The sequence below is a fragment of the Nocardia yamanashiensis genome (assembly GCF_021183565.1).
Taxonomy (GTDB): Bacteria; Actinomycetota; Actinomycetes; order Mycobacteriales; family Mycobacteriaceae; genus Nocardia; species Nocardia yamanashiensis.
Genome location: NZ_CP089226.1, coordinates 7,455,213 through 7,479,426 on the forward strand (window position 1 = coordinate 7,455,213; position 24,214 = coordinate 7,479,426).

The 24,214-nt window shown below is 69.2% G+C and carries 22 protein-coding genes; 14 read left to right on the plus strand and 8 right to left on the minus strand.

The features are described 5' to 3' along the window. Positions 1–199: 199 nt before the first annotated feature. Positions 200–598, plus strand: a complete 399-nt coding sequence (locus LTV02_RS34310; protein ID WP_233035749.1) for a hypothetical protein — start codon at positions 200–202, stop codon at positions 596–598. A 57-nt stretch (positions 599–655) separates the two neighbouring features. Here LTV02_RS34310 and LTV02_RS34315 read toward each other — a convergent pair whose 3' ends face one another. Together LTV02_RS34315 and LTV02_RS34320 are read right to left on the minus strand one after the other, a co-directional pair. Continuing rightward, a complete protein-coding gene (locus LTV02_RS34315; RefSeq protein WP_233035750.1) occupies positions 656–1,408 on the minus strand; it encodes a suppressor of fused domain protein in 753 nt (250 codons plus the stop codon). Between the two features lie 8 nt (positions 1,409–1,416). Then, positions 1,417–3,192, minus strand: coding sequence for a DEDD exonuclease domain-containing protein (locus LTV02_RS34320; protein ID WP_233041819.1), 1,776 nt, complete (start codon positions 3,190–3,192; stop codon positions 1,417–1,419). Positions 3,193–3,850: 658 nt separating this feature from the next. Between LTV02_RS34320 and LTV02_RS34325 the strand changes: the two genes are divergently transcribed. The 3 genes from LTV02_RS34325 to LTV02_RS34335 all read left to right on the plus strand — a co-directional run bounded on the left by LTV02_RS34325 (position 3,851) and on the right by LTV02_RS34335 (position 6,780). Continuing rightward, on the plus strand, positions 3,851–4,477 hold the full coding sequence (locus LTV02_RS34325) for a C40 family peptidase (RefSeq protein WP_233035751.1): 627 nt from the start codon (positions 3,851–3,853) through the stop codon (positions 4,475–4,477). Positions 4,478–4,656: 179 nt separating this feature from the next. After that, positions 4,657–5,706 (plus strand): NlpC/P60 family protein, encoded by a 1,050-nt coding sequence (locus LTV02_RS34330; RefSeq protein WP_233041821.1) that lies wholly within the window; start codon positions 4,657–4,659, stop codon positions 5,704–5,706. Between the two features lie 72 nt (positions 5,707–5,778). After that, positions 5,779–6,780: a hypothetical protein gene (locus tag LTV02_RS34335; protein WP_233035752.1), complete on the plus strand. Its 1,002-nt coding sequence runs from the start codon at positions 5,779–5,781 to the stop codon at positions 6,778–6,780. A gap of 9 nt (positions 6,781–6,789) precedes the next feature. Here LTV02_RS34335 and LTV02_RS34340 read toward each other — a convergent pair whose 3' ends face one another. Next, on the minus strand, positions 6,790–7,242 hold the full coding sequence (locus tag LTV02_RS34340) for an SRPBCC family protein (RefSeq protein WP_233035753.1): 453 nt from the start codon (positions 7,240–7,242) through the stop codon (positions 6,790–6,792). A 90-nt stretch (positions 7,243–7,332) separates the two neighbouring features. Between LTV02_RS34340 and LTV02_RS34345 the strand changes: the two genes are divergently transcribed. From LTV02_RS34345 to LTV02_RS34380, 8 genes are all read left to right on the plus strand, one after another. Further along, positions 7,333–7,923, plus strand: a complete 591-nt coding sequence (locus tag LTV02_RS34345; RefSeq protein WP_233035754.1) for a TetR/AcrR family transcriptional regulator — start codon at positions 7,333–7,335, stop codon at positions 7,921–7,923. A 76-nt stretch (positions 7,924–7,999) separates the two neighbouring features. Continuing rightward, complete coding sequence (locus tag LTV02_RS34350) at positions 8,000–9,151, plus strand: glycosyltransferase family 4 protein (RefSeq protein WP_233035755.1); 1,152 nt, start codon at positions 8,000–8,002, stop codon at positions 9,149–9,151. Positions 9,152–9,161: 10 nt separating this feature from the next. Then, on the plus strand, positions 9,162–9,548 hold the full coding sequence (locus LTV02_RS34355) for a polyketide cyclase / dehydrase and lipid transport (protein ID WP_233035756.1): 387 nt from the start codon (positions 9,162–9,164) through the stop codon (positions 9,546–9,548). Positions 9,549–9,604: 56 nt separating this feature from the next. Continuing rightward, positions 9,605–10,042 carry an SRPBCC family protein gene (locus LTV02_RS34360; protein WP_067717418.1) on the plus strand — a complete coding sequence of 146 codons (438 nt, stop codon included), beginning with the start codon at positions 9,605–9,607 and terminating at the stop codon, positions 10,040–10,042. A 41-nt stretch (positions 10,043–10,083) separates the two neighbouring features. Further along, a complete protein-coding gene (locus tag LTV02_RS34365) occupies positions 10,084–11,337 on the plus strand; it encodes an ArsA family ATPase (RefSeq protein ID WP_233035757.1) in 1,254 nt (417 codons plus the stop codon). After that, positions 11,334–11,915, plus strand: coding sequence for a hypothetical protein (locus LTV02_RS34370; RefSeq protein WP_233035758.1), 582 nt, complete (start codon positions 11,334–11,336; stop codon positions 11,913–11,915). Before LTV02_RS34365 ends, LTV02_RS34370 begins: the two co-directional genes overlap by 4 nt. Next, complete coding sequence (locus LTV02_RS34375) at positions 11,912–12,907, plus strand: ROK family glucokinase (RefSeq protein ID WP_233035759.1); 996 nt, start codon at positions 11,912–11,914, stop codon at positions 12,905–12,907. The genes LTV02_RS34370 and LTV02_RS34375 overlap by 4 nt, the downstream gene beginning before the upstream one ends. A 524-nt stretch (positions 12,908–13,431) precedes the next feature. Next, positions 13,432–14,157 carry a lysophospholipid acyltransferase family protein gene (locus tag LTV02_RS34380; RefSeq protein WP_233035760.1) on the plus strand — a complete coding sequence of 242 codons (726 nt, stop codon included), beginning with the start codon at positions 13,432–13,434 and terminating at the stop codon, positions 14,155–14,157. A 74-nt stretch (positions 14,158–14,231) separates the two neighbouring features. On the opposite strand, the gene LTV02_RS34385 is transcribed toward LTV02_RS34380, so the two are convergent. Beyond that, complete coding sequence (locus LTV02_RS34385) at positions 14,232–14,729, minus strand: polyadenylate-specific 3'-exoribonuclease AS (protein ID WP_233041823.1); 498 nt, start codon at positions 14,727–14,729, stop codon at positions 14,232–14,234. Between the two features lie 194 nt (positions 14,730–14,923). Between LTV02_RS34385 and LTV02_RS34390 the strand changes: the two genes are divergently transcribed. Beyond that, positions 14,924–16,312: a class II 3-deoxy-7-phosphoheptulonate synthase gene (locus LTV02_RS34390; protein ID WP_067717411.1), complete on the plus strand. Its 1,389-nt coding sequence runs from the start codon at positions 14,924–14,926 to the stop codon at positions 16,310–16,312. A 79-nt stretch (positions 16,313–16,391) separates the two neighbouring features. Here LTV02_RS34390 and LTV02_RS34395 read toward each other — a convergent pair whose 3' ends face one another. Further along, positions 16,392–18,440, minus strand: a complete 2,049-nt coding sequence (locus LTV02_RS34395; protein WP_233041825.1) for a Stk1 family PASTA domain-containing Ser/Thr kinase — start codon at positions 18,438–18,440, stop codon at positions 16,392–16,394. Positions 18,441–18,560: 120 nt separating this feature from the next. On the opposite strand from LTV02_RS34395, the gene LTV02_RS34400 reads away from it, so the two are divergent. Further along, positions 18,561–18,929: an Rv2175c family DNA-binding protein gene (locus tag LTV02_RS34400; RefSeq protein WP_067717407.1), complete on the plus strand. Its 369-nt coding sequence runs from the start codon at positions 18,561–18,563 to the stop codon at positions 18,927–18,929. Positions 18,930–19,286: 357 nt separating this feature from the next. Here the strand turns inward: LTV02_RS34400 and LTV02_RS34405 are convergent, their stop codons facing one another. From LTV02_RS34405 to crtI, 3 genes are all read right to left on the minus strand, one after another. After that, positions 19,287–20,282, minus strand: coding sequence for a phytoene/squalene synthase family protein (locus LTV02_RS34405; protein WP_233035761.1), 996 nt, complete (start codon positions 20,280–20,282; stop codon positions 19,287–19,289). Further along, positions 20,279–21,922: an alpha-(1->6)-mannopyranosyltransferase A gene (locus tag LTV02_RS34410; RefSeq protein ID WP_233035762.1), complete on the minus strand. Its 1,644-nt coding sequence runs from the start codon at positions 21,920–21,922 to the stop codon at positions 20,279–20,281. Before LTV02_RS34410 ends, LTV02_RS34405 begins: the two co-directional genes overlap by 4 nt. Before the next feature lie 131 nt (positions 21,923–22,053). Then, the gene (gene crtI, locus LTV02_RS34415) at positions 22,054–23,604 is read right to left on the minus strand and encodes a phytoene desaturase family protein (RefSeq protein ID WP_233035763.1); all 1,551 of its coding nucleotides are present in this window, start codon (positions 23,602–23,604) and stop codon (positions 22,054–22,056) included. Positions 23,605–24,214: the final 610 nt, after the last annotated feature.

Consider the following 24,214-nt stretch of genomic DNA (forward strand, 5'->3'; position numbering starts at 1 on the left):
TCACAAACCGTGTGGCGGCGTGGCGGACCTGCCCTTATGCCGACAAATCGCCCGTAAAAGACATACCGCCCCGTCCCCTTCGGTGTCAGCACACCTGTCAGTCCGCTGTCAGCGCGATATCAGCGGGTCCGGCGAAAGTGTGTACATCGAACAAAGCGACCGGATCCCCGGTCCACCGAAACCACAAGGAGCACAACAAATGTCCACCATCGCCCTCACCGCCGAAGCCACCTCCACCCTCCGCACCGCCGCCTACGGCGCCGTCTCCCTCCTCGCCGCCGCCGGCGCGCCCCACAAGTCCGTCGCCCAGGCCACCATCGCCCTCACCTCCGCCACCGGCCTCGTCGGCCACGTCCTGTCCACCAAGTCCCGCGACATCCACCTCCCCGGCAAGTCCGTAGCCGAACTGGCCGACCACGTCCTCCCCGCCCTGACCTCCGCCATCCACCTCCTGAACGCCCAGTCCCCGACCGAATCCGCCAACTTCCGCACCACCGTCCTAGTCGCAGTCGAAACCGCCACCACCGCCAAAGGCCAGCCCACCCCCACCGTGAACGCCATGGCCCGCAAAATCATCGAGTCCCTCGACGCCGCCTGATGCGTCCCGTCGGCGGCGCGTCGCCCACCCGGCGCCGCGCCTAGCTGAACATCATTGCTACACAGCGGATTCTCGCCCGATATCGAGGATATCCGTCCCGTTGAGCCGGAAGACCTCGAAGAGCATGTCAGCACCCTCGTCCGCCACGAAATCGATCTCGTATTCGGTCACGGGCACCAGCGAGATCATCTGCACGGTCGCCGCATCGGCGGTCGGGAAGAAGTCGAAGCCCGCGTCGAACAGCGGACTGGTGTAAGCGATTACGCCAGTGATCGAGGTCCCGTCGATGATCGGCCGATCGCCCCCGAAGACCGACCCGTACTCCATCCCGCGGCCATTCTCGACGATCATCGATGCGATCGAATCGACGAGGTAGTGCACAAAACGCTCCTGGTCAGACCGCAAGGAGCAGACCAGTTCCTCGGGGCGAATCGCCGTGATCCGTTGAAACCGCAAGCCATTGGTGACCACCGTGACGATCCCTGGATCTTCCACCTCATAGAAGACCAAGTCGTAGCCCCGATTCCCTCGATCGGACTGCGCGGACTCCACCCGACGTGGCGACCCCAGCCGTCGCTTCAGATGCTCGAGAAGTCCTGGAATCCTCTCCATGTTCGGTCCTTGATCCCCTTGTGAGTCCGTGTCCGGGGTCCTGGTGAGCGGAAAGGGTTTCAGGTTGTCATCGGACCCCGGGATATCGCGCATCCGCTCTCGAAGATCGTCCGGCATGCTGATCGCTGCCCCGTTCGAATCGGATTCGTGCCGGGCTCGACGGTAGTGCCGGGTGACGGTGCGGGCAAACCCGATCACCGACCCGATCAGTCGGTGATCGGGTCGGTGGCTGCGGCTTCTGCGCGCGCCAGCCAGTCGAGCCAGGCGCCCGCGCCGAGGCGGGGTTCTTGGTAGCCGTCGGTGGTGCGGACTATGCGGGTGCCGGGTTGTTCCAGCCAGCGGACGAGGAGGCCGGCTTCTTCGGGGAGGGCGCCGCGGAGGGGTGGGTAGGGCGCGCGGGGGTCGGCTGCCGGTGTTGATCCGGTGTCGTCGAGAGGCGGTTCGGCTTCCGTTGATTCCAGGCGGGTTGGGATGACGGTTTCGGCGGAGGCGGCGAGACGGTCGACTATGTGCATGGGGGCGGTGCCGCGGGGTGCGTTGCCGGCGGCGGCTAGGCGGGCGTGGCGGATTACGGCGAAATGCCAGCCGCCGGCGCCGTCGGGGTGGGCGGCTATCAGTTCGGGGATGCGGGCCAGGGCGGCGAGGCGCTGGGTGCGGCGGAGGGCGCGGACGATGGGGACGGTGCGGTCTCGGAGGCGGGCGGCGGCTTCGAAATGCTCTGCGGCGGAGAGGGATTCGAGCTTCGCGTTGATGGCGTGCAGGAGCGCGTCGTCGGCGCCGGTGAAGAGGGCGCGGATCGCTTCGGGGGCGTGACTGTATTCCTTTATATATAGGGGGCTGTTTTCAGTGGCCGCGGGGCAACCGCCGACGATGGCGGGCTGGCAATCGTGGCGGCCGGTGCGGGGGATGCGGGTGGTGCAGGTGCGCAGGCCGGCGGTTTCGGCGAGGGTGATCGAGATCTCCTGGGCCTCGGTGCGGGAATTGAAGGGGCCCAGGGCATCTCGGGTGGGGGTGCGGGAGACGGTGAAGCGGGGGAAGGGTTCGTCGGTGAGGGTGAGCCACCAGGCGCGCTGCGGGAATTTGGAGCGGCGGTTGTAGGGCGGGGTGTGAGCGAGCAGGAGCCGGAGTTCGCGAACGCCCGCCTCCAAGCCGTGGGCGCACTCGACGTGGTCGACTCGGGTTGCCAGCTGGACCATTTCGCGCATGCGGGGGCGAGTGTCGGAACCGGTGAAGTAGTTGCGGACACGGCGGCGCAGGTTCACGGCCGTCCCTATATAGAGGACTTCGTCGGAGGGGCCGCGGAAGAGATAGACGCCGGGGGTGGCCGGGAGGTCGGTGGCGAGAACGCGTTTGGCGCGCTGGCGGCGCGTGACCTCGGGGAGATAGTCGAGGAGTTCGGTGAGGCTGTGCACGCCCTGATTGCCGACGCGGGCGATGAGCGCGTGCAGCACGTCCACGGTGGCTCGGGCGTCGTCCAGGGCGCGGTGGGTGGGACGGGTTTCCGCGCCGAGCAGCTGTGCGAGAAACCAGAGCTTCGCCGACGGCGCTTCGTCCTTGGGCAGCACGCGGCGGGCCAGCTGCACCGTGCACACCACTTGGAAGGCGGGCCACGGGAGTTCGAGGCGATGCGCGGCGGCGCGCAGGAAGCCGGTGTCGAAGCGGGCGTTGTGGGCCACCAGCACCGCGCCCTTGGCGAACTCCAGGAAACCGGGCAGTACTTCTTCTATGCGGGGCGCGTCCATGACCATGGCGGTGGTGATGCCGGTGATGTGGACGATCTGCGGCGGTATGGCGCAACCGGGGTTGATGAGGGTGGCGAACTCGCCGAGCACCTCGCCGCCGCGCACCTTCACCGCCCCGATCTCGGTGATGGCGTCCCCGTCGGGGCTGGTACCGGTGGTTTCCAGGTCGACGACCACGAATGTGGTGTCGTACAGCGGGGTTTCGAGTTCGTCGAAGGCCAGCTGCTGGGACACGGACAGCAAGCGTAGGCGCGAGGTCCGACAAGATTCGCGTGTCGTGGGACGGCCGCGGCCGGACCGGACCTCGCTGTTGATCTTGTTGGGCTCCGCCCCAGGTCAGCGGCTCGAGGCCGCCGGCGCCACCGAGTCGTGCGCCGAGGCATTTCCTGGGGAAATGTCTGAATATCGCATCGAGATACTCGAGATGAGATCTCCGAATTGCAGAAATATGCCGAAATGTGGTCAGGGTCACATTGATTCAGAAAGTGGATCAATTCGGGCGGACCGGCCGGATGGTTCGGCTCGGTGCCGACCGCGTGCTGCCGGCTCCCCGCGCGGTCGGGCGTGTCGCTCGAGGTCAACCGTCCAGCCCAGGTCGCGGGGTTAGGTGCTGAGCTGGTGTTATACGGAATCTGTCGAGCTCGAGCGCGTTTCACGGGCGTGTCGGCTACCGGCGGGTAGCCGCCGGGAAGCTCCCGGCAAAACCGGCGTCGTTATCGTTTCGTGATTGCTGTGACGTTTGTCGCACCGAAATGCGAGCGCGTAACTATTTCCGATCACCGAGCGTTCGTCTCGGCTTTACAAGCCACCGTTATGTCCTCGTAATCTTCCTGAGACCTCGCGGAGTCCGACGCACCACCCGGTGCGACGCTGCGGGGCAGATTGGAAGTACCTCATCATGGCGACCAACACCGTCAAGCGGGTCCGGGGCATGCAGCGCGGCGCGCAGCGTGCTGTCGCGGCCGGCGCCGTCGGCGCTGCCACGCTGAGCGCGCTGCTGCTGCCCGCCGCCCCCGCGTCGGCCCAGCCGGTGACCATCCCCGGCGTCGGCACCTTCGACGTACCGGATCAGATCCAGCTGCCGGCCGGCATTCCCGGTGTGCCGGAATCGATTCCGGTGACCATCCCCGCCATCCCCGGCGTCGAGACCCCCGGCGCGCCTGCCGCCCCGGCTCCGCAGGCGAGCCCGCGCGCGGAGGCCGTGAACGCCGCGCTGAGCAAGGTCGGCTCCCCGTACGTGTACGGCGCCGCCGGCCCGAACGCCTTCGACTGCTCCGGCCTGGTGCAGTGGTCCTACGCGCAGGCCGGCGTGAGCCTGCCGCGCACCAGCTACGAGCAGCTCAATGCCGGCTACGCGGTGTCCGAGGACGCCCTCGAGCCCGGCGACGTGGTCTCGTTCTACGGCGGCAGCCACTCCGGCATCTACGTCGGTGACGGCAATGTGGTGCACGCCTCGACCTCCGGCCAGCCGGTCAAGGTCGCGCCGATCTCGTCGATGCCGTTCGCGGGCGCGCGCCGCATCTGAGGCTCGAACCGCAGGTCGTGACCTGCAAACGAAGCGGCGGCCGTAATGATTTCGTGGCCTGCTGGACACAAGCGGTCGCCGTTTCGTAATCTTATCGAGACCTTCTTTTCCAGCACGGGGTAAGAGAACGGGACAGGCCGACGGTGGCAGCGCAGCAGCATCGAACACGGCGGGATCGGGTGCGGGACCATCGCACCGCGAAACTGGTGGGAGCGGCCCTGACCGCGGGGGTCATCGCGGTAGCCGCGGGGGCCGGACCCGCGACAGCCGATCCGGTCGCCGCACCGGCATCCGCGGGGGAAGCGGTGCAGCGGCTGGTGGATCTGTCGCGGCAGTCCGAACAACTCAATCAGCAGGCGCTCGACGCGCAGACGGACTTGGACAACAAACTCACCGTCGCCCGGGACGCCGACGCCAAGGCCGGCAGCGCCGCCGCCGCTCTCGAAGCGGCCCGTGGCGAGATCAAGAAGTATCAGCCGGTCATCGATCGCGCCGCCACCTCCAGCCTGCTCGGCGGGCGCACCAATCGGCTCAGTTCGCTGCTGGTCAGCAGCTCCCCGCAGCAGTTGCTGGATCAGATGTCCATCGTGGATCTGGTCGGGGCGCGCACCAATGAGCAACTGGGCCAATACAAACAGGTGAGCGACGCCGCCACCGCCGCCGAGAAGACCGCGCGCGCCACCGCCGAGGAGGCGCGCGCCGCCAGCAATCAGGCCGACGCCTTGCGCGCCGAGCTGGAACGCAAGCGCTCGGATCTGCAAGGTTCCATCGCCGGCGTGATCGCCGCCTGGGGTCAGCTCTCGGCCAGCGACAAGTCCGCGCTGGCCGGTTCCATGTTCCCGCCCGGCTTCGATCGGGATTCGTTGCTGCGCGGCCTGGTTCCCGGCAGCGGCACCAGCGCGCTCGCCGCCGGGCTGACCCGGGTCGGCGCGCCGTACGTCTGGGGCGCGGTCGGTCCAGACCAGTTCGATTGCTCGGGACTGGTGCAGTGGGCTTTTCACCAGGTAGGCAAGAACGTGCCGCGTACCAGCCAGCAGCAGTCCAACTTCGGCACGCCCGTGGACCAGAAGGACCTGCAGCCCGGCGATGTGGTGTTCTTCTACTCTGAGGTCTCGCACGTGGGCATCTACGCCGGCAACGGATTGATGCTGCACGCTTCGACTTTCGGCGTACCGGTCCAGGTCGCGCCGATGGGATCCACCCCGTTCCATTCCGCGCGCCGGTTCTGACCGCGCCGCACCCGGAGGAGGCAGCATGCGTACCCACGGTCCGGCCTGCGTCCCGCCGCGTACGGAGCTGCCATGACGGGATTGCGGCGATTGCGCGGGTGGTGGCTGGCGAAACGGCGGTTCCAGTTCGCGCTCACCCTGGTCACGGTCAGCGCGCTGACCGCCGCGTGCGGGGCGCTGCTCATGCTGCCCAATTCGGTACTGCCGAAACTGCGTGCGGTGGCGCCGGCTTCGGATGCGCTGACCGTCACCGATCCGCAGCTCGCCGAGTTGCGCCGGACCATGGAGTCCTACGGCAAGCTCGTGGTCGAACCCGTGCCCACCGGGGCCGGAAAGGTCGGCGCGGTGGTCGGGCATCCCGCGCGGCAGAGCGATATCGACGTGCTGGCCGGGGAACTCGCGGCGGCGACCACCGCGGTCAGCTCGCTGTGGGGATCGGACTGGTCGCAGGCTCCGGTCGTGGTGGTCGCGTCCTCGCCCGCCGAATTCGCCGCGCTCACCCATGAAACCGGAACCGTGCCCGCCGAAGTGGCGGCCGCGACGGTGGCCGATCCGTTCCATCCGGGCATGCAGCCGAAGGGGCAGCGGGTCGTCTTCGGATCCGAGGCCGGGCGGCGGCTGGGCGCGGACGGACTGCGGGTGACGCTGCGGCACGAGCTCACGCATGTCGCGACGCGGGCCGTCACCGTCGACGGTTCGCCGCAGTGGATGCTCGAAGGCTTCCCCGAATACTCCGCCTATCGCGGGCTGCGGCGGCCGATCACCGAGACCGCGCCGACGCTGACCACTCGCGCTCGCGCCGGGGAACTGCCCGCCGAGCTGCCGTCCGACGCGCTCTTCGCACCCGGCGGGCAGCCCGCACTGGCCTACGAACAGGGCTGGGCCGCCTGCGCTTTCATCGCCGATCGATTCGGTGAACAGCAGCTCGTGACGCTGTACCGGCAGCTGGCCACCGGGGCCAAGGATCGGGCCGCGGTCGACGGCATCTTCCAGAAGACGCTGGGCACACCGTATTCCGCCTTCGTCGCGGACTGGCGGGCGTGGCTCACTTCCCGTACCGCCGAAGGCGCGTGACCTGCGCGGTCACTGATCGTGCGGGCCGCCGGACTCCGCGAGATCGCGCAGGCGGTGCAGGTCGCGGCGCAGATTCCGTTGCAGCGGACCGCCGAACAGCAAGGCCACCACGCGGTCGGCGCCGCGCGGGCGCAGCAGCGTTTCCAACCGGACCTCGCAGCGATCCGCGCCGAGCGGCGTGACCGTGCGCGTTCCGGTCGCGTCGACGCCGCTGGTGGTGCGCCATTCGAACCGCACACCCTGCTCGACCGCCACCACCTCGCCGTCATTGCGATAGGTGCGCCCGGCGAACCGCAGCTGCTCGGCGGTGCGCGTGCCGACCTTGACCGGGCCTTCCGGGTCCGGGGCCATGGTGCGCACACCCTCCCGCCATTTCGGATCATTGCCGTAATCGGCCAGCAGCGCCCACACCGCGGCGGCCGGCCGGGCAATCTCGGTCTGCGCGGACAAACGGGTAGTCATCGATTCCCTCCCTCGAACCTCGAGATTCGATGGTCGCGCCGGCCGGGCTCCCGATGCCATAGTCGAAGGAGATATGGAGAGGAATCGGCCATGGGATTCGGAAAACCCGGTCGGCCCAAGGAGGATCGGCTCGCCCGGCAGCAGGAGATCTTCCTGGCCGTCCGCCCGCTGCTGACCCCCGGCCGCACCCGGCAACTCACCATGGCCCAGGCCGCCCGGCAGGCGCATCTCTCGGTCGGCGGGCTCTACCACTACTTTCCTTCCAAACGCGACCTCGTGCTCTTCGGCATAGACCCCGAGAATCTGGGCCGGGTCTGCACGGATTTCCGGGCCGAGCACGAACGCGCCGGCACCGACGCCCGCGGCCTGCTCACCGCCAGCCTGGACATGTTGGCCTGGGCCGCACTGCATTACGTACAGCCCTCGGTGCTGGCGGCGGTCGAACTCGGCCTCGACACTTTCCGCACTGCCCTCGACGACGTGCTGACCACCGAGCTCATCGGCTTGATGGAGACCGTCGGCCGTGCCTATCCCGCGCTCACCGCGGAGGGCGCCGCCGCACTGCAACTCACCCTGCGTCGCATCTGCACCCTGGCCTTCGTCGATCCGTCCATGACTCAGGCGCAGTTGCGGGACCAGCTGTGCGCCACCGTGGACGGGAACCTCGCGCGGGCGGGATGACGGACCGCACCGGCGCGTCGTGCGCGAGGATTCGGGCTGGGGCGGGGATCGGGGGGTGGTGCAGTAGGTTTGTGGGATGGGGCGAACTCTGCTGGTTACCAATGATTTCCCGCCGCGACCGGGAGGTATCCAGTCCTATGTGCATTCGCTGGCCATGCAGCTGCCGCCGGACGAGCTGGTGGTGTACGCGCCGCGGTGGAAGGGCGACAGCCACTGGAAGTTCGATGCCGACCAGCCGTTCCAGGTGGTCCGGCATCCCACCACCTTGATGCTGCCGACGCCGCTGGTGGCGCGGCGGGCACGCAAGCTCATGCGGGACGAAGGGTGTGACCGGGTGTGGTTCGGCGCCGCCGCGCCGCTCGCGCTCATGTCGCCCTACCTGCGCAAACACGGCGCCCAGCGGATTCTCGCCTCCACCCACGGGCACGAGGTGGGCTGGTCCATGCTGCCCGGGGCGCGCCAAGCCCTGCGCGTCATCGGCGATCACACCGATGTGGTGACCTACGTCAGCAAATACACCCGCCGCCGGTTCGCGCCCGCGTTCGGCGCGCAGGCCGCCCTCGAATATCTGCCGCCCGCCGTGGATTCCGAAGTGTTCAAACCGGATCCGGCCGCGCGCGCGGAACTGCGCGAACGCTACGGCCTGGGCGAACGCCCCACCATCCTGTGCCTGTCCCGGCTCATGCCGCGCAAGGGCCAGGACGCCTTGATCGTGGCCATGCGCGAGATCCGCAAGAAGATCGACGGTGCGGTCCTGGTCATCGCGGGCGGCGGCCCCTACGAGGGCAAACTCCGCGAACTCGCCAAGATCATGGAGGTAGAGAACGACGTGGTCTTCGCCGGCCGCGTCGCGTCCAAGGAACTGGCCGCGCATTACACCCTGGCCGACGTCTTCGCCATGCCCTCCCGCACCCGCGGCTTCGGCCTGGACGTCGAGGGCCTGGGCATCGTCTACCTGGAAGCCTCCGCCGCGGGGATTCCGGTGGTCGCGGGCACCTCCGGCGGCGCCCCCGAAACCGTGCGCGAGGGCGAAACCGGCCTGGTCGTGAACGGCCGCTCCGGCGAGGCCATCACCGAGGCAATCGTTTCCATCCTCTCCGATCGCGACGCCGCCGCCCGCATGGGTTCGGCCGGTCGTGCCTGGGTACAGCAGCAATGGAGGTGGGATCTGATGGGAGAGCGACTACGTGAACTCCTCGACCCGGGCGTCTCGCAGGCTCTGCGCTAGGCTCAGCGCCGTGAGCAGTATCCAGGTTGCCGATCAGACCTTCGTCGCCGCGCCGGGCACGGCCGTGGCCGAGGTGCTGGCGGATCGTGGCCGGTGGCGCCGGTGGTGGCCGGACCTGACGATTCAGGTGCGGGAAGACCGGGGCGACAAGGGGATTCGCTGGACCGTGGAAGGCCCGGTGCACGGGACCATGGAGGTGTGGCTGGAGCCCATGCTGGACGGGGTGATCATGCATTACTTCATGCACGCCGAACCGCAGGGCCTGTCGGGGATGTCGGCGCGGGACCTGCTGGCCGCCAACCGGGTGCGCCGGATCGCCGGGAAGAAGATGACGTTCGAGGTGAAGGCCCGGCTGGAGGCCGGTCGCAAGGCCGGCGTCGCGCCCGCCGCGCGCTAGTTCGCCACCATCGTGGCGGTCCGCCCGCCGCGTCCAGAAAGGAAGCGTTGCCACCCATGGCCGATCGCACTCAACGGTCGATCGTGATCGCCGCCCCGTCGGATCGGGTGATGGCCGTGATCGCCGACCTGGAGTCGTATCCGGAATGGGTCGCCGCGGCCCGCTCGGTCGAGGTGCTGGAGAAGTACCCGGACGGCCGTGCCCGCACCGCGCGCTTCGTCTTGGACGCCGGGGTCGTCAAGGACACTTACACGCTCTCCTACACCTGGCGGCCCGACGGCAAGGCGGTCAGTTGGACGCTGGTGGGCGGTGACCTGCAGAAAGCGCAGGACGGCACCTACGAATTGATCGCCCTGCCCGACGGCACCACCCAGGTGGTCTACGAACTCACCGTCGACCTGAACATCCCGATGATCGGTATGTTCAAGCGCAAAGCCGAGAAGGTCATCACCGATACGGCCTTGAAGGAACTCAAGAAACGGGTCGAAGGCTGACCGCGAGCACACAGGGGAGCCCGCCGCGGCCCACCACCCGGGTGGAGCTTTTCGTCGGCAAGGGCGGAGTGGGGAAGACGACGCTGGCCTGCGCGACCGCGCTCGCCTACGCGCGTGACGGCCGGCGGGTGCTGCTGGCCTCGCTGGATCAGGCGCATTCGCTCGGCGACGCGCTGGGTTTCCGGTTCCGGCGCGAGCCCGGCGGGGTGGCCTCGGTCGCCACCGGGCTCGATGTGATCGAAGTGGATTCGCTTGCGCTGCTGGAAGATCGGTTCCGGTCGGTGGCACTGATGCTGTCCGGTGCCGGACACGATCACGGCGTCGACGTCGGGGCGCTGGATCCGGCCGAACTCACCGGGCTGCCCGGCGTGCAGGAGATCCTGGCGCTGCTGGAGATCACCCAGTTCGCCGCGCGCGCCCGCTGGGACGTGATCGTGGTGGACTGCCCGCCGTCGGCGGACATGCTGCGCATCGTCACCACGCCCGACACGCTGCTGGGTTACCTGGAGCGGGTGTGGCCGGCGCACGCGCGCACGCTGAGCGCGGCGGGCGGGGACTTCCGGCGCGCGGTGCTGGCCGTCAGCGTCGAGCAGATCGCGTCCGCGGTGGCGGGCGCGCGGGATCTGATCGCCGATCGGGAGCGCACCGGCGCTCGCCTGGTGACCGCGCCGGAACGGGTGGCGGTCGCCGAATCCGCGCGGGTGCGATCCGCCGCGGCCCTGCTCGGACTGCGCCTGGATTCCATCCTGGTCAACCGGGTACTGCCGGAAATGCCTGCTCCCACAGACAGTGCGGACCCGCACCCCGCGGTGCGCTGGTACTTCGACCGCCGCGGCGAACAACTCGACGTGGTGGCCGAACTCCGCAAGCGAATGACCGGTATTCCCGTCCAGGTGGTCGGGCACGCCGGAGCCGAACCGATCGGGCTGGCCGCGCTTTCCGCGCTGTCCTACCAGGTCGACGCGAGTGGTAACTGGGTGGGAACGGGTCCGGTACCTATGCTTGGCACAGACGTGGACGCCGGGACGTCCGTTCCGACCGGGCCGGACGTGCGGCTCGAGTCGGGAACGGGGCTGCAGTCGGTGTTCGCGATGCGCATGCATCTGCCGGTGGTCGACGCGTCGACCCTGCAGCTGGGACGAGTGGAGGACGATTTGATCGTGGGAGCGGACGGCGTCAGGCGGCGCCTGCGCCTGGCACCGGTATTGCGGCGGTGCACGGTCGACGCCGCCGAACTCGACGGCGACCAACTCGTCATCCGATTCCGTCCCGACCCGCAGGTGTGGCCGAAATGACCAGTACGCACGACCCCGCCGCGGCGCCCGGCCCGGCCGAGGTCAATTTCGCCGAATTCGCCGAGGAACTGCGGCTGCTCGCCGAGGCCGTGCTGGAACGGGTCGAACCGGTGCTGCGCCGCACCGCTTCCGACGGGCGCGCCAACTGGGACAACTGCAGCTGGTGCCCGGTGTGCGCGGCCGCGGCCATCGTGCGCGGGGAGCATCACGATGTGGTGGCCGCCATCGCCGACCACGGGACCGCCATCGTCACGGTATTGCGCGAAGCGCTGGCCGGGGTGCCGGTGGATCCGGTGATCCCGCCGGATCTGGATCCCGAATCGGCCGAATTCCATGCCCACCACCAGCATTCGAGCCAGCGGGCGGGCATTCCGCCCGAGGCTCCGGAGGCCGCGGGCGAGGGTGAACCGGATGGCGAGCGCCGCAGGCGTTTCGGGCGCGGACCCGGGACGGCGCGCCGGCCCGGCGCCGAGAATGCCGGAGCGCCCGCGGATTCCGCGCCGGGCGGCCGCCAATCGGGGGAGCGAGGGCGGTCGAAGCCGGGTTACGTGCCCATCAACGTCACCATCAAGGCATGAACGGCGGTGGGAACGTGCCGTTGACAGTCGGAATCGATGTGGGCGGCACGAATATTCGCGCGTCGGTGGTGGACGGGGCCGGTGAGGTCCTCGACACCGTGACCGCGCCGACCCCGCAATCCGCGCGGGCGCTGGAGGACGGTCTGGCGCGCGCGGTGCGTGAGCTGTGCGCCCGGCATCCCATCGGCGCGGTGGGGCTGGCGGTGGCCGGTTTCGTCGACGAGGACCGCGCCACCGTGCGTTTCGCGCCGCACCTGCCGTGGGAGGACGCGCCCGTCGCGCAACGCCTCACCGACCGCCTCGGCCTGCCGGTCATCCTCGAACACGATGCCAATGCCGCGCTCTGGGCCGAATACCGTTTCGGCGCGGCGGCGGGCGGTCGCAATGTGGTGCTGGTCGCCATCGGCACCGGTATCGGCGCCGCCCTGCTGATCAGCGGCCAGCTCTATCGCGGAAGCTACGGTGTGGCACCCGAACTCGGCCATATCCAGGTCGTTCCCCAGGGCCGTGCCTGCGCCTGCGGCAAACGCGGCTGCTGGGAACGCTATTGCAGCGGAACAGCTCTGGTGGACACCGCCCTGGAGATGCTGGCCACCGACCCCCAGCGCTCCAAAGTCCTTGCCCGCGAAGCCCTCCGCGACCCCGGCTCCCTGACCGGCCGCCGCGTCGCGGGCGCGGCCCAGGACGGCGACCCGGTAGCCCAGGAAGTCATGGCCGACTTCGCCCGCTGGCTGGGCCTCGGCCTGGCCGCCGTCAGCGACATCTTCGACCCCGACCTGATCGTGGTGGCCGGCGGCGTCAGCACCTCCGCACCTCTCTTCCTCGACGACGCCCGCGACCACTACGCCGCCTCCATCACCGGCGCCCGCCACCGCCGCCTCGCCCGCATCCGCACCGCCCAACTAGGCGAAGCCGCCGGCATGATCGGCGCCGCCGAACTCGCCCGAGCCGCCCTCGAAGCCCCCCAAGACGCCATCCCCGCCCACCACTGACCCGAGCCGCGCCGGCGAAGCGCGATGCGCGGGTGGGCATTCGGCGTCTGCATCACCGGCCACCCCGGCCAGGTCCTACACGGTGATGCGCATTCGAGGGAGGCGACGAGGATAAGCGGGCAGCGCTCGCTGTCTCGTCGCTCGGCACACCGCCGTGTGAGCCGACGAATCGGTCCGATTGTCGGCGGGTATCGCAGCGACCCGATGTGAGTGACAGGGCCAGGCGGGGTCAGACCCTGCCGAGTCGTGGGGCGCGGGGCGCGGGCAGTGAGGCCGAGGCCGCTGCGGTACTGCGCGCTGCTCGTCGACGTCGGGCAGACCGGTCCCCGCTCTCTCCTTCTTCCGGGGGTGTGGGGGCGTCAGCCCCCGCGCTCGACATCCTCAGCTCGTAAAAGCTGGATGAACCGATCACATTGGGCGGGGGAGAGGTTGGTCACCGATCGGTCTCAGCGGTAGGGTGGGCATTTGAGTGTGGTGCCCGCAACGAGGCCGGTCCCGGGTATCGAAACAGGGGAAAGGACGCAATGTTCTACTGGCTGCTGAAGTTCGTCTTCGTGGGACCGCTGATCCAGTTGCTGAACCGGCCCAAGGTCGAAGGCGTCGAGAACATACCGGCCGAGGGTGCGGCGATTCTCGCCGGTAATCACCTGTCGTTCACCGACTGGTTGTTCACCCCGCTTGCCAGCCCCCGGCGCATCACCTACCTGGCCAAGGCCGAGTACTTCACCACCCCGGGCCTCAAGGGGCGGCTGCAGAAGTTCTTCTTCTCCGGCACCGGCCAGTACCCGATCGACCGTTCGGGCGCGAGCGCTGCCGAAGGTGCGCTGAACACCGCGCGCAAGCTGCTCGAGGAAGGCCGCCTGGTCGGCCTGTACCCCGAGGGCACCCGGTCCCCGGACGGCCGTCTGTACAAGGGCAAGACCGGTGTGGCACGCCTCGCCCTGGAGACCGGTGTCCCGGTGATCCCGGTGGCTCTGATCGGCACCGACGAGGTGTGCCCGCCCGGACCGTTCCGCTGGCGCCCGCGCAAGGTGACCGTGAAGTTCGGCAAGCCGATCGACTTCTCCCGCTACGAGGGCATGGGCGGCAACCGCTTCGTCGAGCGCGCCGTCACCGACGAGATCATGTACGAGCTCATGACCATGGCCGGCCAGGAGTACGTCGACGTGTACGCCGCCAGCCTGAAGGAAGGCGTGCCCTCGGGTTCGCGTCCCGACGCCGACCGCGTCCCGCAGACCATGGCCGGCTGAGTCCGAGCCTGGCGCAAAGCAGAGAACCCCGGGAGCGATTCCCGGGGTTCTGTCGTTTCAGCGGTCCTGCGGATTCAGAACGCCTTCATCCGCCGATGCGCCTCGATGGCCTCGAACTTGGCCAGGTTGTGGCGGGCATCGGCGAGCGCGTCGTGCGCGTCCTTCGGCACCGGCGGCAGCGCGGGGCGGCCGTGCTGATCCCAATGCTGGCGCAGCTCATTGGTGTAGCGCGGCAACGCGTTCGGCAGATCGACCATCGAGCCCCACAGCTGGCACAACGCGACGTGGTCGTAGGCGCCCACCCACGCCCACAGCTCGGGCTCCACGCCCGGGCGCGGCACCAGGAACTTGTACAGGTCGTCGCGGATCTTCTCCCGGTTCCGCCACAGCGGCGAAGAGGGCGGCGGCAGCTTGGGCAGCACGTTGCGGCGGACGAACGGGCCGGCTTTCTCCGCATCGAATTCGGTGGAGACGGCGTAATATTCGCGCCCGTCCTCGCAGACGACGGCGATCGACACCAGGTCGATGGTGGTCCCGTCCTCGATGAATTCCGAGTCGTAAAAATACCGGATGGTTCTCTCCTCAGTTCGTCGCCGCTGACCGCCGCCACCGACAAGCTCGCCGATCCGCGCGGATCGTCCGATGTGCCAGCCTAGGCAACCGCGCCCGGCTCCCGCCCGGCAGGCGCAGACCATCCGGCACGGTGTGAGTCATCCTCACCCTGGGGGTGGTCCAAGTCACCGATAGCGGTCCGTATTCTGAACGGGTGAACTGGACCGTCGACGTACCGATCGATCGCTTGCCCGAGCTGCCCCCGTTGCCCGCCGAGCTGCGTCGGCGTCTGGACGACGCCTTGGCCCGACCGGCGCTGCAGCAGCCTTCGTGGGATCCCGAGCAGGCCGCCAAGATGCGCACCGTGCTCGAATCCGTGCCGCCCATCTGCGTGCCCGCCGAGGTCGAGGAACTCAAGCTACGACTGGCCGAGGTCGCCCGCGGCGAGGCCTTCCTCATGCAGGGCGGCGACTGCGCGGAAACCTTCGCCGACAACACCGAACCGCATATCCGCGGCAATATCCGCACCCTGCTGCAGATGGCCGTGGTGCTCACCTACGGCGCCAGCCTGCCGGTGGTCAAGGTCGCGCGCATCGCCGGCCAGTACGCCAAGCCGCGGTCCTCCGACACCGACGCGCTGGGCCTCAAGTCCTACCGCGGCGACATGGTCAACTCGCTGACCGCCGATGCCGGTCTGCGCGAACACGATCCGTCGCGCCTGGTGCGCGCCTACGCCAATGCCTCGGCCGCCATGAACCTGGTGCGCGCGCTCACCTCCGCCGGCATGGCCGACCTGCACAAGGTGCACGACTGGAACCGCGAATTCGTCGCCCAGTCCCCGGCCGGCGCCCGCTACGAGGCCATGGCCACCGAGATCGATCGCGCGCTGGCGTTCATGAACGCCTGCCGGGTCAACGATCCGAACCTGTCCAGCGCCCGCCTGTACGCCAGTCACGAAGCGCTGGTGCTGGATTACGAGCGCGCCATGCTGCGTCTTGCCGAGCATCCCGTGACCGGTGAGCCGTCGCTGTACGACCTGTCGGCGCACTTCCTGTGGATCGGCGAGCGCACCCGCGGGCTCGACGGCGCGCACATCGCCTTCGCCGAACTCCTCGCGAACCCCATCGGCCTGAAGATCGGGCCCACCACCACGCCGGAGATGGCGGTGGAGTACGTGGAGCGCCTGGACCCGAACAACGAGCCCGGCCGGCTGACCCTGGTGGCGCGCATGGGCAATGGCAAGGTGCGCGATGTGCTGCCCGCCATCATCGAGAAGGTGCAGGCCACCGGACATCAGGTGATCTGGCAGTGCGATCCCATGCACGGCAACACCCACGAGGCGTCGACCGGTTACAAGACCCGGCATTTCGATCGCATCGTGGACGAGGTGCAGGGCTTCTTCGAGGTGCACCACGCGCTGGGCACCCATCCGGGCGGCCTGCACATCGAGCTCACCGGTGAGAACGTCACCGAATGCCTCGGCGGCGCGCAGGACATCTCGGACCTCAACCTCGAGGAGCGCTACGAGACCGCCTGCGATCCGCGCCTGAACACCCAGCAGTCCCTCGAACTGGCCTTCCTGGTCGCGGAAATGCTGCGCTGATCCCCGCGCGACAAGCGAATACGTACGGCCCGATCGGAATCCGATCGGGCCGTACGTGTTTTCCTATGGAAGTCAGCGATCAGGGCAACGCGACCAGCGTGATATTGGCGCCCGGCTCCACGTTCGCGGTCGGCGCGACACTCTGCGAGATGACGATCGAGGAATCGTTGGAGGCCAGCTGCCGCACCGTGACGGTCAGGCCCATACCCTCCAGTTTGGCGCGCGCGGTGGCGACGCTGTTGCCGAGCACCGAGGGCATCTCGAGCGCGTTGTTGACCAGCAGCACCACCCCGTTGCCGGAGTCCACGGTGGTGCCGGACGCGGGATCGGTGCCGATGACCTGCCCGGACTTCACCTTGCCGTCGTACTCGCTGCGGGTGGAGCTGACGGTCAGCCCGGCCTTCTGCAGGGCGGTGCGCGCCTCTTCCTCGGTCTTGCCGCTCACATCGGGCACCTTGACCGGCTGGGAGCCCTTGCTGCGGTAGACCTTCACCTGCGCGTTGGCGGGCAGCACGGTGCCGGGGCCCGGATCGACCTTGGCCACACTGCCTTTGGGTGCGGTGCTGCCGACCTCGCCGGCGTCCACGGGCGTCAATCCGGCCTCGCGAATGGCCTTGTTGACCGCGTCCACGGCCTGTCCGGGCTGGACGTCGGGGACCTTGGGCTTACCGCTGGACACCAGCACGGCGATGGTCGCGCCCTTGAGGACCTTGCTGCCCGCGGACGGATCGGTGCCGACCACATTGCCGGCCGGCACCGTATCGGAAGCCTTGTTGCGGATCTCGGTTTCGAAGCCGGCGGACTGCAGGGTGCTGACCGCCTTCTGCTGATCCATGCCCGCGATGGACGGGACCGCGTCGTAGCGGCCCACCCCGAGCCACCAGCCGCCGATGCCGAGCAGCAGCGCGAGGGTGATCACGATGCCCAGCCAGATCATCACCCGCCGCCGGGATTTGCCGCGATCCTCGATGAAATCGCCGTGCCCGGGCGGCTGCTGCTGGGTGGGCGGGGCGCCGGGCGGCGCGTAATCGGGGGCGAGTTCGCGCGCGGCGGTCATCACCCGGGTCTGCTGATGCGGCGGCTGCACGAATTCGGTGGGCGGGTCCACCGGGAGTCTGGTGGTGAGATCGGCTGCGCCGGAAGGGGACTGCCGTGCCGCGGCGGCCTGCGGGGCATGGCGTGCGGCCGGGGCGTGCCGGACCGGGCCGGGCGTGTGCGGGGCCCGGGCGGGCAGCTGCGGCGTCGGGCCGCCGACCTGGTAGCGGGCGCTGAGATGTTCGGCCGATTCCTGCGGTGCGGGCACCCGGTAATCGGGTAGCTGCAGGTCGCGGGCGATCCGGCGTAGCTCATCGGCCATCGCGGTGGCGTCGGGGAAGCGATGCGACGGCTCGCGGGCGGTGGCGTGCGCGACCAGTTCGTCGATCTCCGGCGGGACGCCGCCGATGAACCGGCTCGGGCTGGGCACGTCCTTCTCGGTGCGCTGCAAGGCGATCGAGAGCGAATTGTCGCCGGTGAAAGGCGTACGGCCGGTGAGCATTTCGAAGATGAGGATGCCGGCCGAGTACACGTCGCTGCGGGCGTCGGCATCGCCGGTGGTGACCTGTTCGGGCGAAAGATAGGCGGCCGTGCCGAGAATCACGCTGTCGGCGGTGATCTTGGCTTCGGCGACGGCGCGCACCAGGCCGAAATCGGCGATCTTCACCTCGCCGGAATCGGAGATGAGCACGTTCTCGGGCTTGATATCGCGATGCACCAGACCCGCCGCGTGCGCCACCCCGATGGCCTGCAGCACCGGTTCGGCTACCGCGCGCACCGCGTGCGGCGGCATCGGCCCGCGTTCGCGCAGCAGTTCGCGCAGGGTGCCGCCCTCCACCAATTCCATGATCAGGAAGGGGTGGTCGCCGTCCACGCCCTGGTCGTACACCGCGACCAGCGACGGGTGCTTGAGCTTGGCGACGGCGCGCGCCTCCAGTTCGAATCGCGTCAGGAATTGGGGATCGGAGGCGAATTTCGGATCCATCACCTTGATCGCGACCGGTCGGTCCAACCGGGTGTCCACCCCCCGGAACACCATGGACATACCGCCACGCGCGATCGGCGCGTCGATGCGGTAGCGCCCTTCCAGCATCTCGCCGATCAACTGAGTATTGCCCTTCCACGTCCCAGGCCGCCCGGTGCGGCTCACCCGATGGTAGTCGCGTCGGGGTGTGATGCGACCGTGGCGACGCGAGCGACTACCGTTATCGCCGTGAGTGCCTTTCCTTGCAGCGAAGACGTCCTGCCGGACTCGGTGACCCTGATCCCGCTGCCCGACGTGGCAGAACAGCTGGGCATGGTGGTCACCCGGGTGCATCAGATGCTGCGCGACCACCAGATCATCGCGGTCCGCCGCGACGGCGTGGCCGGCATCCCCAAGGAGTTCTTCGACTCCACCGGGGCCGTCGCCAAGCATGTGACCCCGCTGATCACCGTCATGCGTGACGGTAAATACACCGACGAAGAGATCCTGGAATGGATCTACAAAGAGGACGACTCGCTCCCGGGTCGCCCCATCGACGCCCTGCACGGGCCCCTGGCGCGCGAGGTCATTCGCCGCGCGGCGGCGGATCCGTTCTGAGCGCAGACGAAAACGCTCCCCGGCACTGACGTGCCGGGGAGCGTGAAAGTGGGGGTGCGGGACATGTCCCGCACCCCCACTGCTTTCCCTTGCCCACCAACGGGAACGAAGCGCTCGGCCGCCAAACCCGGTCGCCGCCTGGGGATTGCTCCGCACCCCCACATGTTTGGCGGCTGGAGATAGCGGGGAGCGAAATCAGGGAAACCCCGCATCCCGTTGTGTCGGCCGCCGCGCGAAGGGACCGAATAGCGGTCGCCAACCCGGCTGCGGTGGTCGGGGAGTTCGCGTCGGGGTGGCAGGTTGCGGTGACTGAGCCGGGGCGCGGCGCCTGCGCCGTGAGGCGGCGACCGTGGCCGGTCAGTGGGGGGTGGGGCTGCGGAATGGGTGGGAGGCGGCGAATTCTTTTGCGGCGACGCGGATTCGGCGGTGGGCGGGGACTACCGCGCGGCGGGTGAAGACGGTGTAGTCGTTGCGCTCGATCTCGTCGAGGATGCCGCTGTAGAGGGTGGCCGCGGTGCGGATGCCGGGGCGGACGCGGGGGGTCAGCAGGTCGATGCCGGGGACGGCGCGGCGGTAGATGCCGCGGTTGACGGCGATCAGGTGGGCCAGGGCGCGGCGGACGCGTTCGTCGGTGCGGCCGGTGCGGCGGCAGTGCTGGAGCAGGTCGGGGTCGACGTCGAAGGCGGAGAGTTCGTCGGCGGGGAGGTATATGCGGCCGCGGTCGAGGTCTTCGGCGACGTCGCGCAGGAAGTTGGTGAGCTGGAAGGCTTCGCCGAGGGCGGCGGCCGCGGGTTCGGCTTCGGCGCGGGGGACGACGGTGCCGAGGACCGGGAGCAGTTGCAGGCCGATGGCGGCGGCCGAACCGCGCATGTATTCGCGCAGGGCGGCCATCGACGGATAGCGGTCGCGGTATTGCGGGCCGCCGGGGATGTCCATGCGCATGGAGTCGAGGAACACCCAGAAGTGTTCCGGCGCAATCTCATAGCGCCGGATGGTGTCGGAGACGGCCAGCAGGATCCGGTCTTCGTCGTTCGCCGGGGCGACGGCCAGCGTGTGCACCAGCCGCCCGCGTAGTTCGTATTCGATGCGATCCAGCGCCCGCGTCGATTCGGCGGCGTGCGCGGGGGCGTCCGCGGCATCGACGATGTCGTCCACCATGCGCGCGAACGCGTACAGCGCGTGCACGGCCGGTCTTCGCTCCGCCTCCAGCAGACGGGTGGCCAGGAAATACGTCCGCCCGTGCGCCGCGGCGACCCGGCGGCAGTCCCGGTAGGCGCGCGCGAGCTGAGCTGCGGCCGCCGTTGCACCGATGCCGGTTTCCACCGCGCACGGGGTCGAACGTGCGCTGGTCATGTCGTGGCGGCGTGGCCGGCGTCCGCCCGCACCGCCTCGCGCTGCGGGTGGTGGGCGCTGAGCTTCAGCGGGTCCACGTTCTTCAGCGCGAGGGCGGCGACGACGGCGGCGAAGGTGGCCAGGGCCACGTGCACGAAGTTGTACAGGCCGATGGAGCCGTCGGGCTGGAAGACCAGCATGAGCCAGGTGCACAGGCCGACCAGCCATTGCAATGTCCTGGTGGACAGGGCGAATCCGGCGGCCAGGGCCAGCGGCCAGGAGTAGTACCAGGGCAGCGCGGCGGGGGAGAGGATGACGATCGCGACGAAGGCGACCAGGATGCCCATCACCGCTTCGCGTTCGGTGCTCTTGAACCGCCACCAGGCCCAGACGAGCACCGCGACCATGGCGATCGCGCAGATGGTGCGGGTCACCGACAGCACCGATTCCAGGCGCAGCGGCGTCACCCAGGTGACCATGTGCGCCATGACGGTCGGCAGCGACAGCCAGTTGATGATCTTCTTCGAGCCGGAGAGCGCGGTCAGCCAGCCGACCCCGTCACGGCCCAGCCCGGTCAGCCAGGTGGCCACCGCGAACACCACCACGAACACCGCCACGCCCAGTCCGCTGATCTTGGCGAAAGTCCGTACCGGATGCGGCAGTTCGCCTTCGTTCTGCGCGGCCCGGCGCTCGCGTTCGTGAATCATCCAGATCCACACCAGGAACGGCAGCGCCACGCCCGCGGTCGCCTTCACCGCCACGCCGATGGCCACCACCACGATGCCCGCCGCGTGATGGTGTTCGAGCACCAGCGCGATACCGGCGGTCATCAGCCCGACCATGAGCATCTCGTTGTGCACGCCGCCGATCAGATGGATCAGCACCAGCGGATTGAGCACCGCCAGCCACACCGCCACGGTCGGCTTGCCGCCCAGATGCTTGGTCAGATGCGGTACCGCCCAGAGCATCAGCGCCAGGCCGGGCAGCATGACCAGCCGCAGCGCGATGGTCCCCGCCACCACGTTGTCACCGGTGATGGTGGTGATGCCGCGCGCCATGAGCAGGAAGATCGGCCCGTAGGGCGCGGTGGTGGTGGTCCAGACCGGGCTGACATTGTCGAGCAGGATGCCCGGGTTCTGCACCGGCCCGACCAGGTACGGGTTGAAGCCGTCGCGCAGCAGCGCGCCCTGCGCGAGGTAGGAGTAGGCGTCGCGGCTGAACATGGGCACCGCGAACAGCAGCGGGAAGATCCAGATGCCGACGATGGCGCGCAGTTCGTTCAAGCTCACCATCGCGCCCGGCTGATTGCCGATGACGATGCGCCCCAAGCGCACCCACGCGGTGATCATGGCGAGCACGCCGATCCAGACGAACACCGTCGACAGCGCGTACCCGTGCCCGAAGCGCAGCCACGACAGGTGCGCGGCCTCGAGCAGCGGATCGGTGCGGCGCACGCTGCCCGCGCCGAAACCGCCGAAGGTGATCAGCAGCGCGCCGAAGAAGCCGAGCGCCGCGGCGTGCCCTTCCGGACTGCGCGCGAAATCGGCGGCATTGTGCAGCGGGTGATGCGACGGGGTCCGAGGGTCCGGGCGCGGCGTCGCGACAGCGCGGGCGCGAGTGGCGTCCGGGGCGATGGCGGCGTCCGTATCGGGGGTCGGCATAAGGCGGTCGTTCCCCCCGGAAAGGTCGGCGGCGGTCGGCCGCGCTGGATTCAGGACGCCGGTCAGTCTAGTGCTTCGCGGCCGGTGCTACCGCCCCGGTGCGGGGTGATCGGGTCCGGGCATGTCGGAGATCACCCTGTGATGCGTGCCGCGGCCAGTTTTCCGGACAGCAGCACGGTCGGCACGCCGACGCCGGGAACGGTTCCCGAGCCTGCCAGGACCACGTTTTCGCGCCCGCGCACCAGGTTCCGGGTGCGGAACGGACCGGTTTGCCGGAACAGGTGCGCGGCGGAGAACGGGGTGCCCGCGAGCATGCCCTGGCGCGCCCAGGTGCGCGGGGTCTCGATGTGGTCGACGGTGAACGCGGTCGAAATGCCTTGGTAGCCGCGGGCTTCCAGGGTTTCCAGGAGTTCGCGCAGGTAATAGGGGGTGAGGCGGTCCCAGTCCAGCGGCGCCGCATCCAGATTCGGGCAGGGGGCCAGGAGTGAGAAAGGTTCGTAGCGCCGGGTCTCACCCAACCGACCGGTCGCGTCGATGTGCGGTTCGGTGCGATCGAGGAAAAGATTCGGGTCGGTCAGCGCCGGCCGGGTCAGCAGCAGCGACGGATCGCTCATCAGCTTCCCGCGCCCGCGCCGCGCCGCGATCTCGGCGAACGTCCGCGTCCACTCCTGCCCGAAGTCGATGGTGTGATGCGCCTGCACGGGCCAGCTCGCCGCCACGTCCGCGGGCACGGTGCCGTGTGCGACCACCGCCGACGGCGAGGCGCGCAACCAGCGGCGACGGCGCAGCCCGAAGCGGGCGAGCGAGCCGATATCGGCGGTCACCACCACGGCGTCGCAGGGCAGGGCGCGCCCGTCGGCGGTGTGCACGGCGGTCGCCCGCTTGCCCTCATAGTTGATTCCGGCGACTTCGGTGTTCAGCTCGAGCGTGCCCCCGGCCTCGGTGAACGCCTTCGCCATGGCCTCGGCGATGGCACGCATGCCGCCCTCGGGGTACGAAACCCCCAGGCAGGTGTCCATATACGGGATGGCCCCGTAAACAGCGAGCGCCTGATCCGGCGAGGTCCCCGCGAACAATGCCTGGAAACTGAACAGCCGCGCCAGCTGCTCATCACCCATGATCTTCCGCACCCGCGGCCCGAGCCGGCCGAAACCGCCCAGCCGCACCAGCTTCAGCAGCGCCCGCCGCTTCTCCGGAATCCGCACCATGTCCAGGGGCGAATCGAAATTGGTGTCCATGAACTGCCCGAACTCGGCTTCGTACACCCCGCCCAGCCAGCCGCGTAGCCGCCGATACCGTTGCGCCGCACCGGAACCGCGCACCCGCTCCACCTCGGCCGCCATGGCCTTCGGATCCGAATAGACCCCGACATCACTCCCGTCGGCGAACCGCGCCCGATACGCGGGCTCCATCTCGATGATCCGCAACCCCACGCTCTCCCGGGTCTGCCCGACCGCGCCCAGCGCCTCGTCGATCAGCCCGGGAACAGTCAGAATCGTCGCCCCGGAGTCGATCTCGTAATCCGGCCCCCGGTACCGCCCGACCCGACCGCCCGGATGATCCGCGCGCTCGAGCACGGTAACCCGCCGTCCCGCGCCGATGAGATGCAGCGCGGCAGCCAGCCCGGACAGTCCGGCCCCGACGACCACGACCCGATCAGTCGCTCCCGCAACCGTTTTCATCTCGCGCCCGCTCTCCCGCCCCTACCGGAGCCGTCATCCGTCTCACGCGCCCGTCACGCGCTCGCCGCCCTGCCCGCACCTGCCCGGCCGCACACCATTCGAATGCGCGAACCGAGTCCGGTGGTCAGCGTGCCGGGGCCGGCGAACAGGACAGACCCGGTCATCGCCCGTCGGCTGTCGCTGTGCGAGCCTGCCGCGGCGGACAATTCGCCTGGTGGCTGGACCGTATCAGTGCACCGCGCGGGCGCGATCAGGAGGCCCGCCGGTCACGGCCGCCGTGCTCGGACCCGCGACCGGGCGAACATCGGCACGCGCTGTCGTGGCGCCTGATCCGCCCCGAGGTGCGTGGTCGTGGCGGCGGGCATGGCAGATCCCAGGTGCGTGGTCGTGGCGGTGGGCATGGCGGCTCCCAGGTGCGTGGTCGTGGCGGTGGGCATGGCGGCTCCCAGGTGCGTGGTCGTGGCGGCGGGCATGCGCGGCCTTGATCGGGAGTTGGGTGTGATCGTGGCTAGTGGGCCTGCGCGGTTGTGCTCGAGGAGGCCGCGTGTGGTGGCCGGCAGGTCCGCGCGGCGGCGATCATCACGCCCGTGCGGTCGTGATCAGTGCGCCC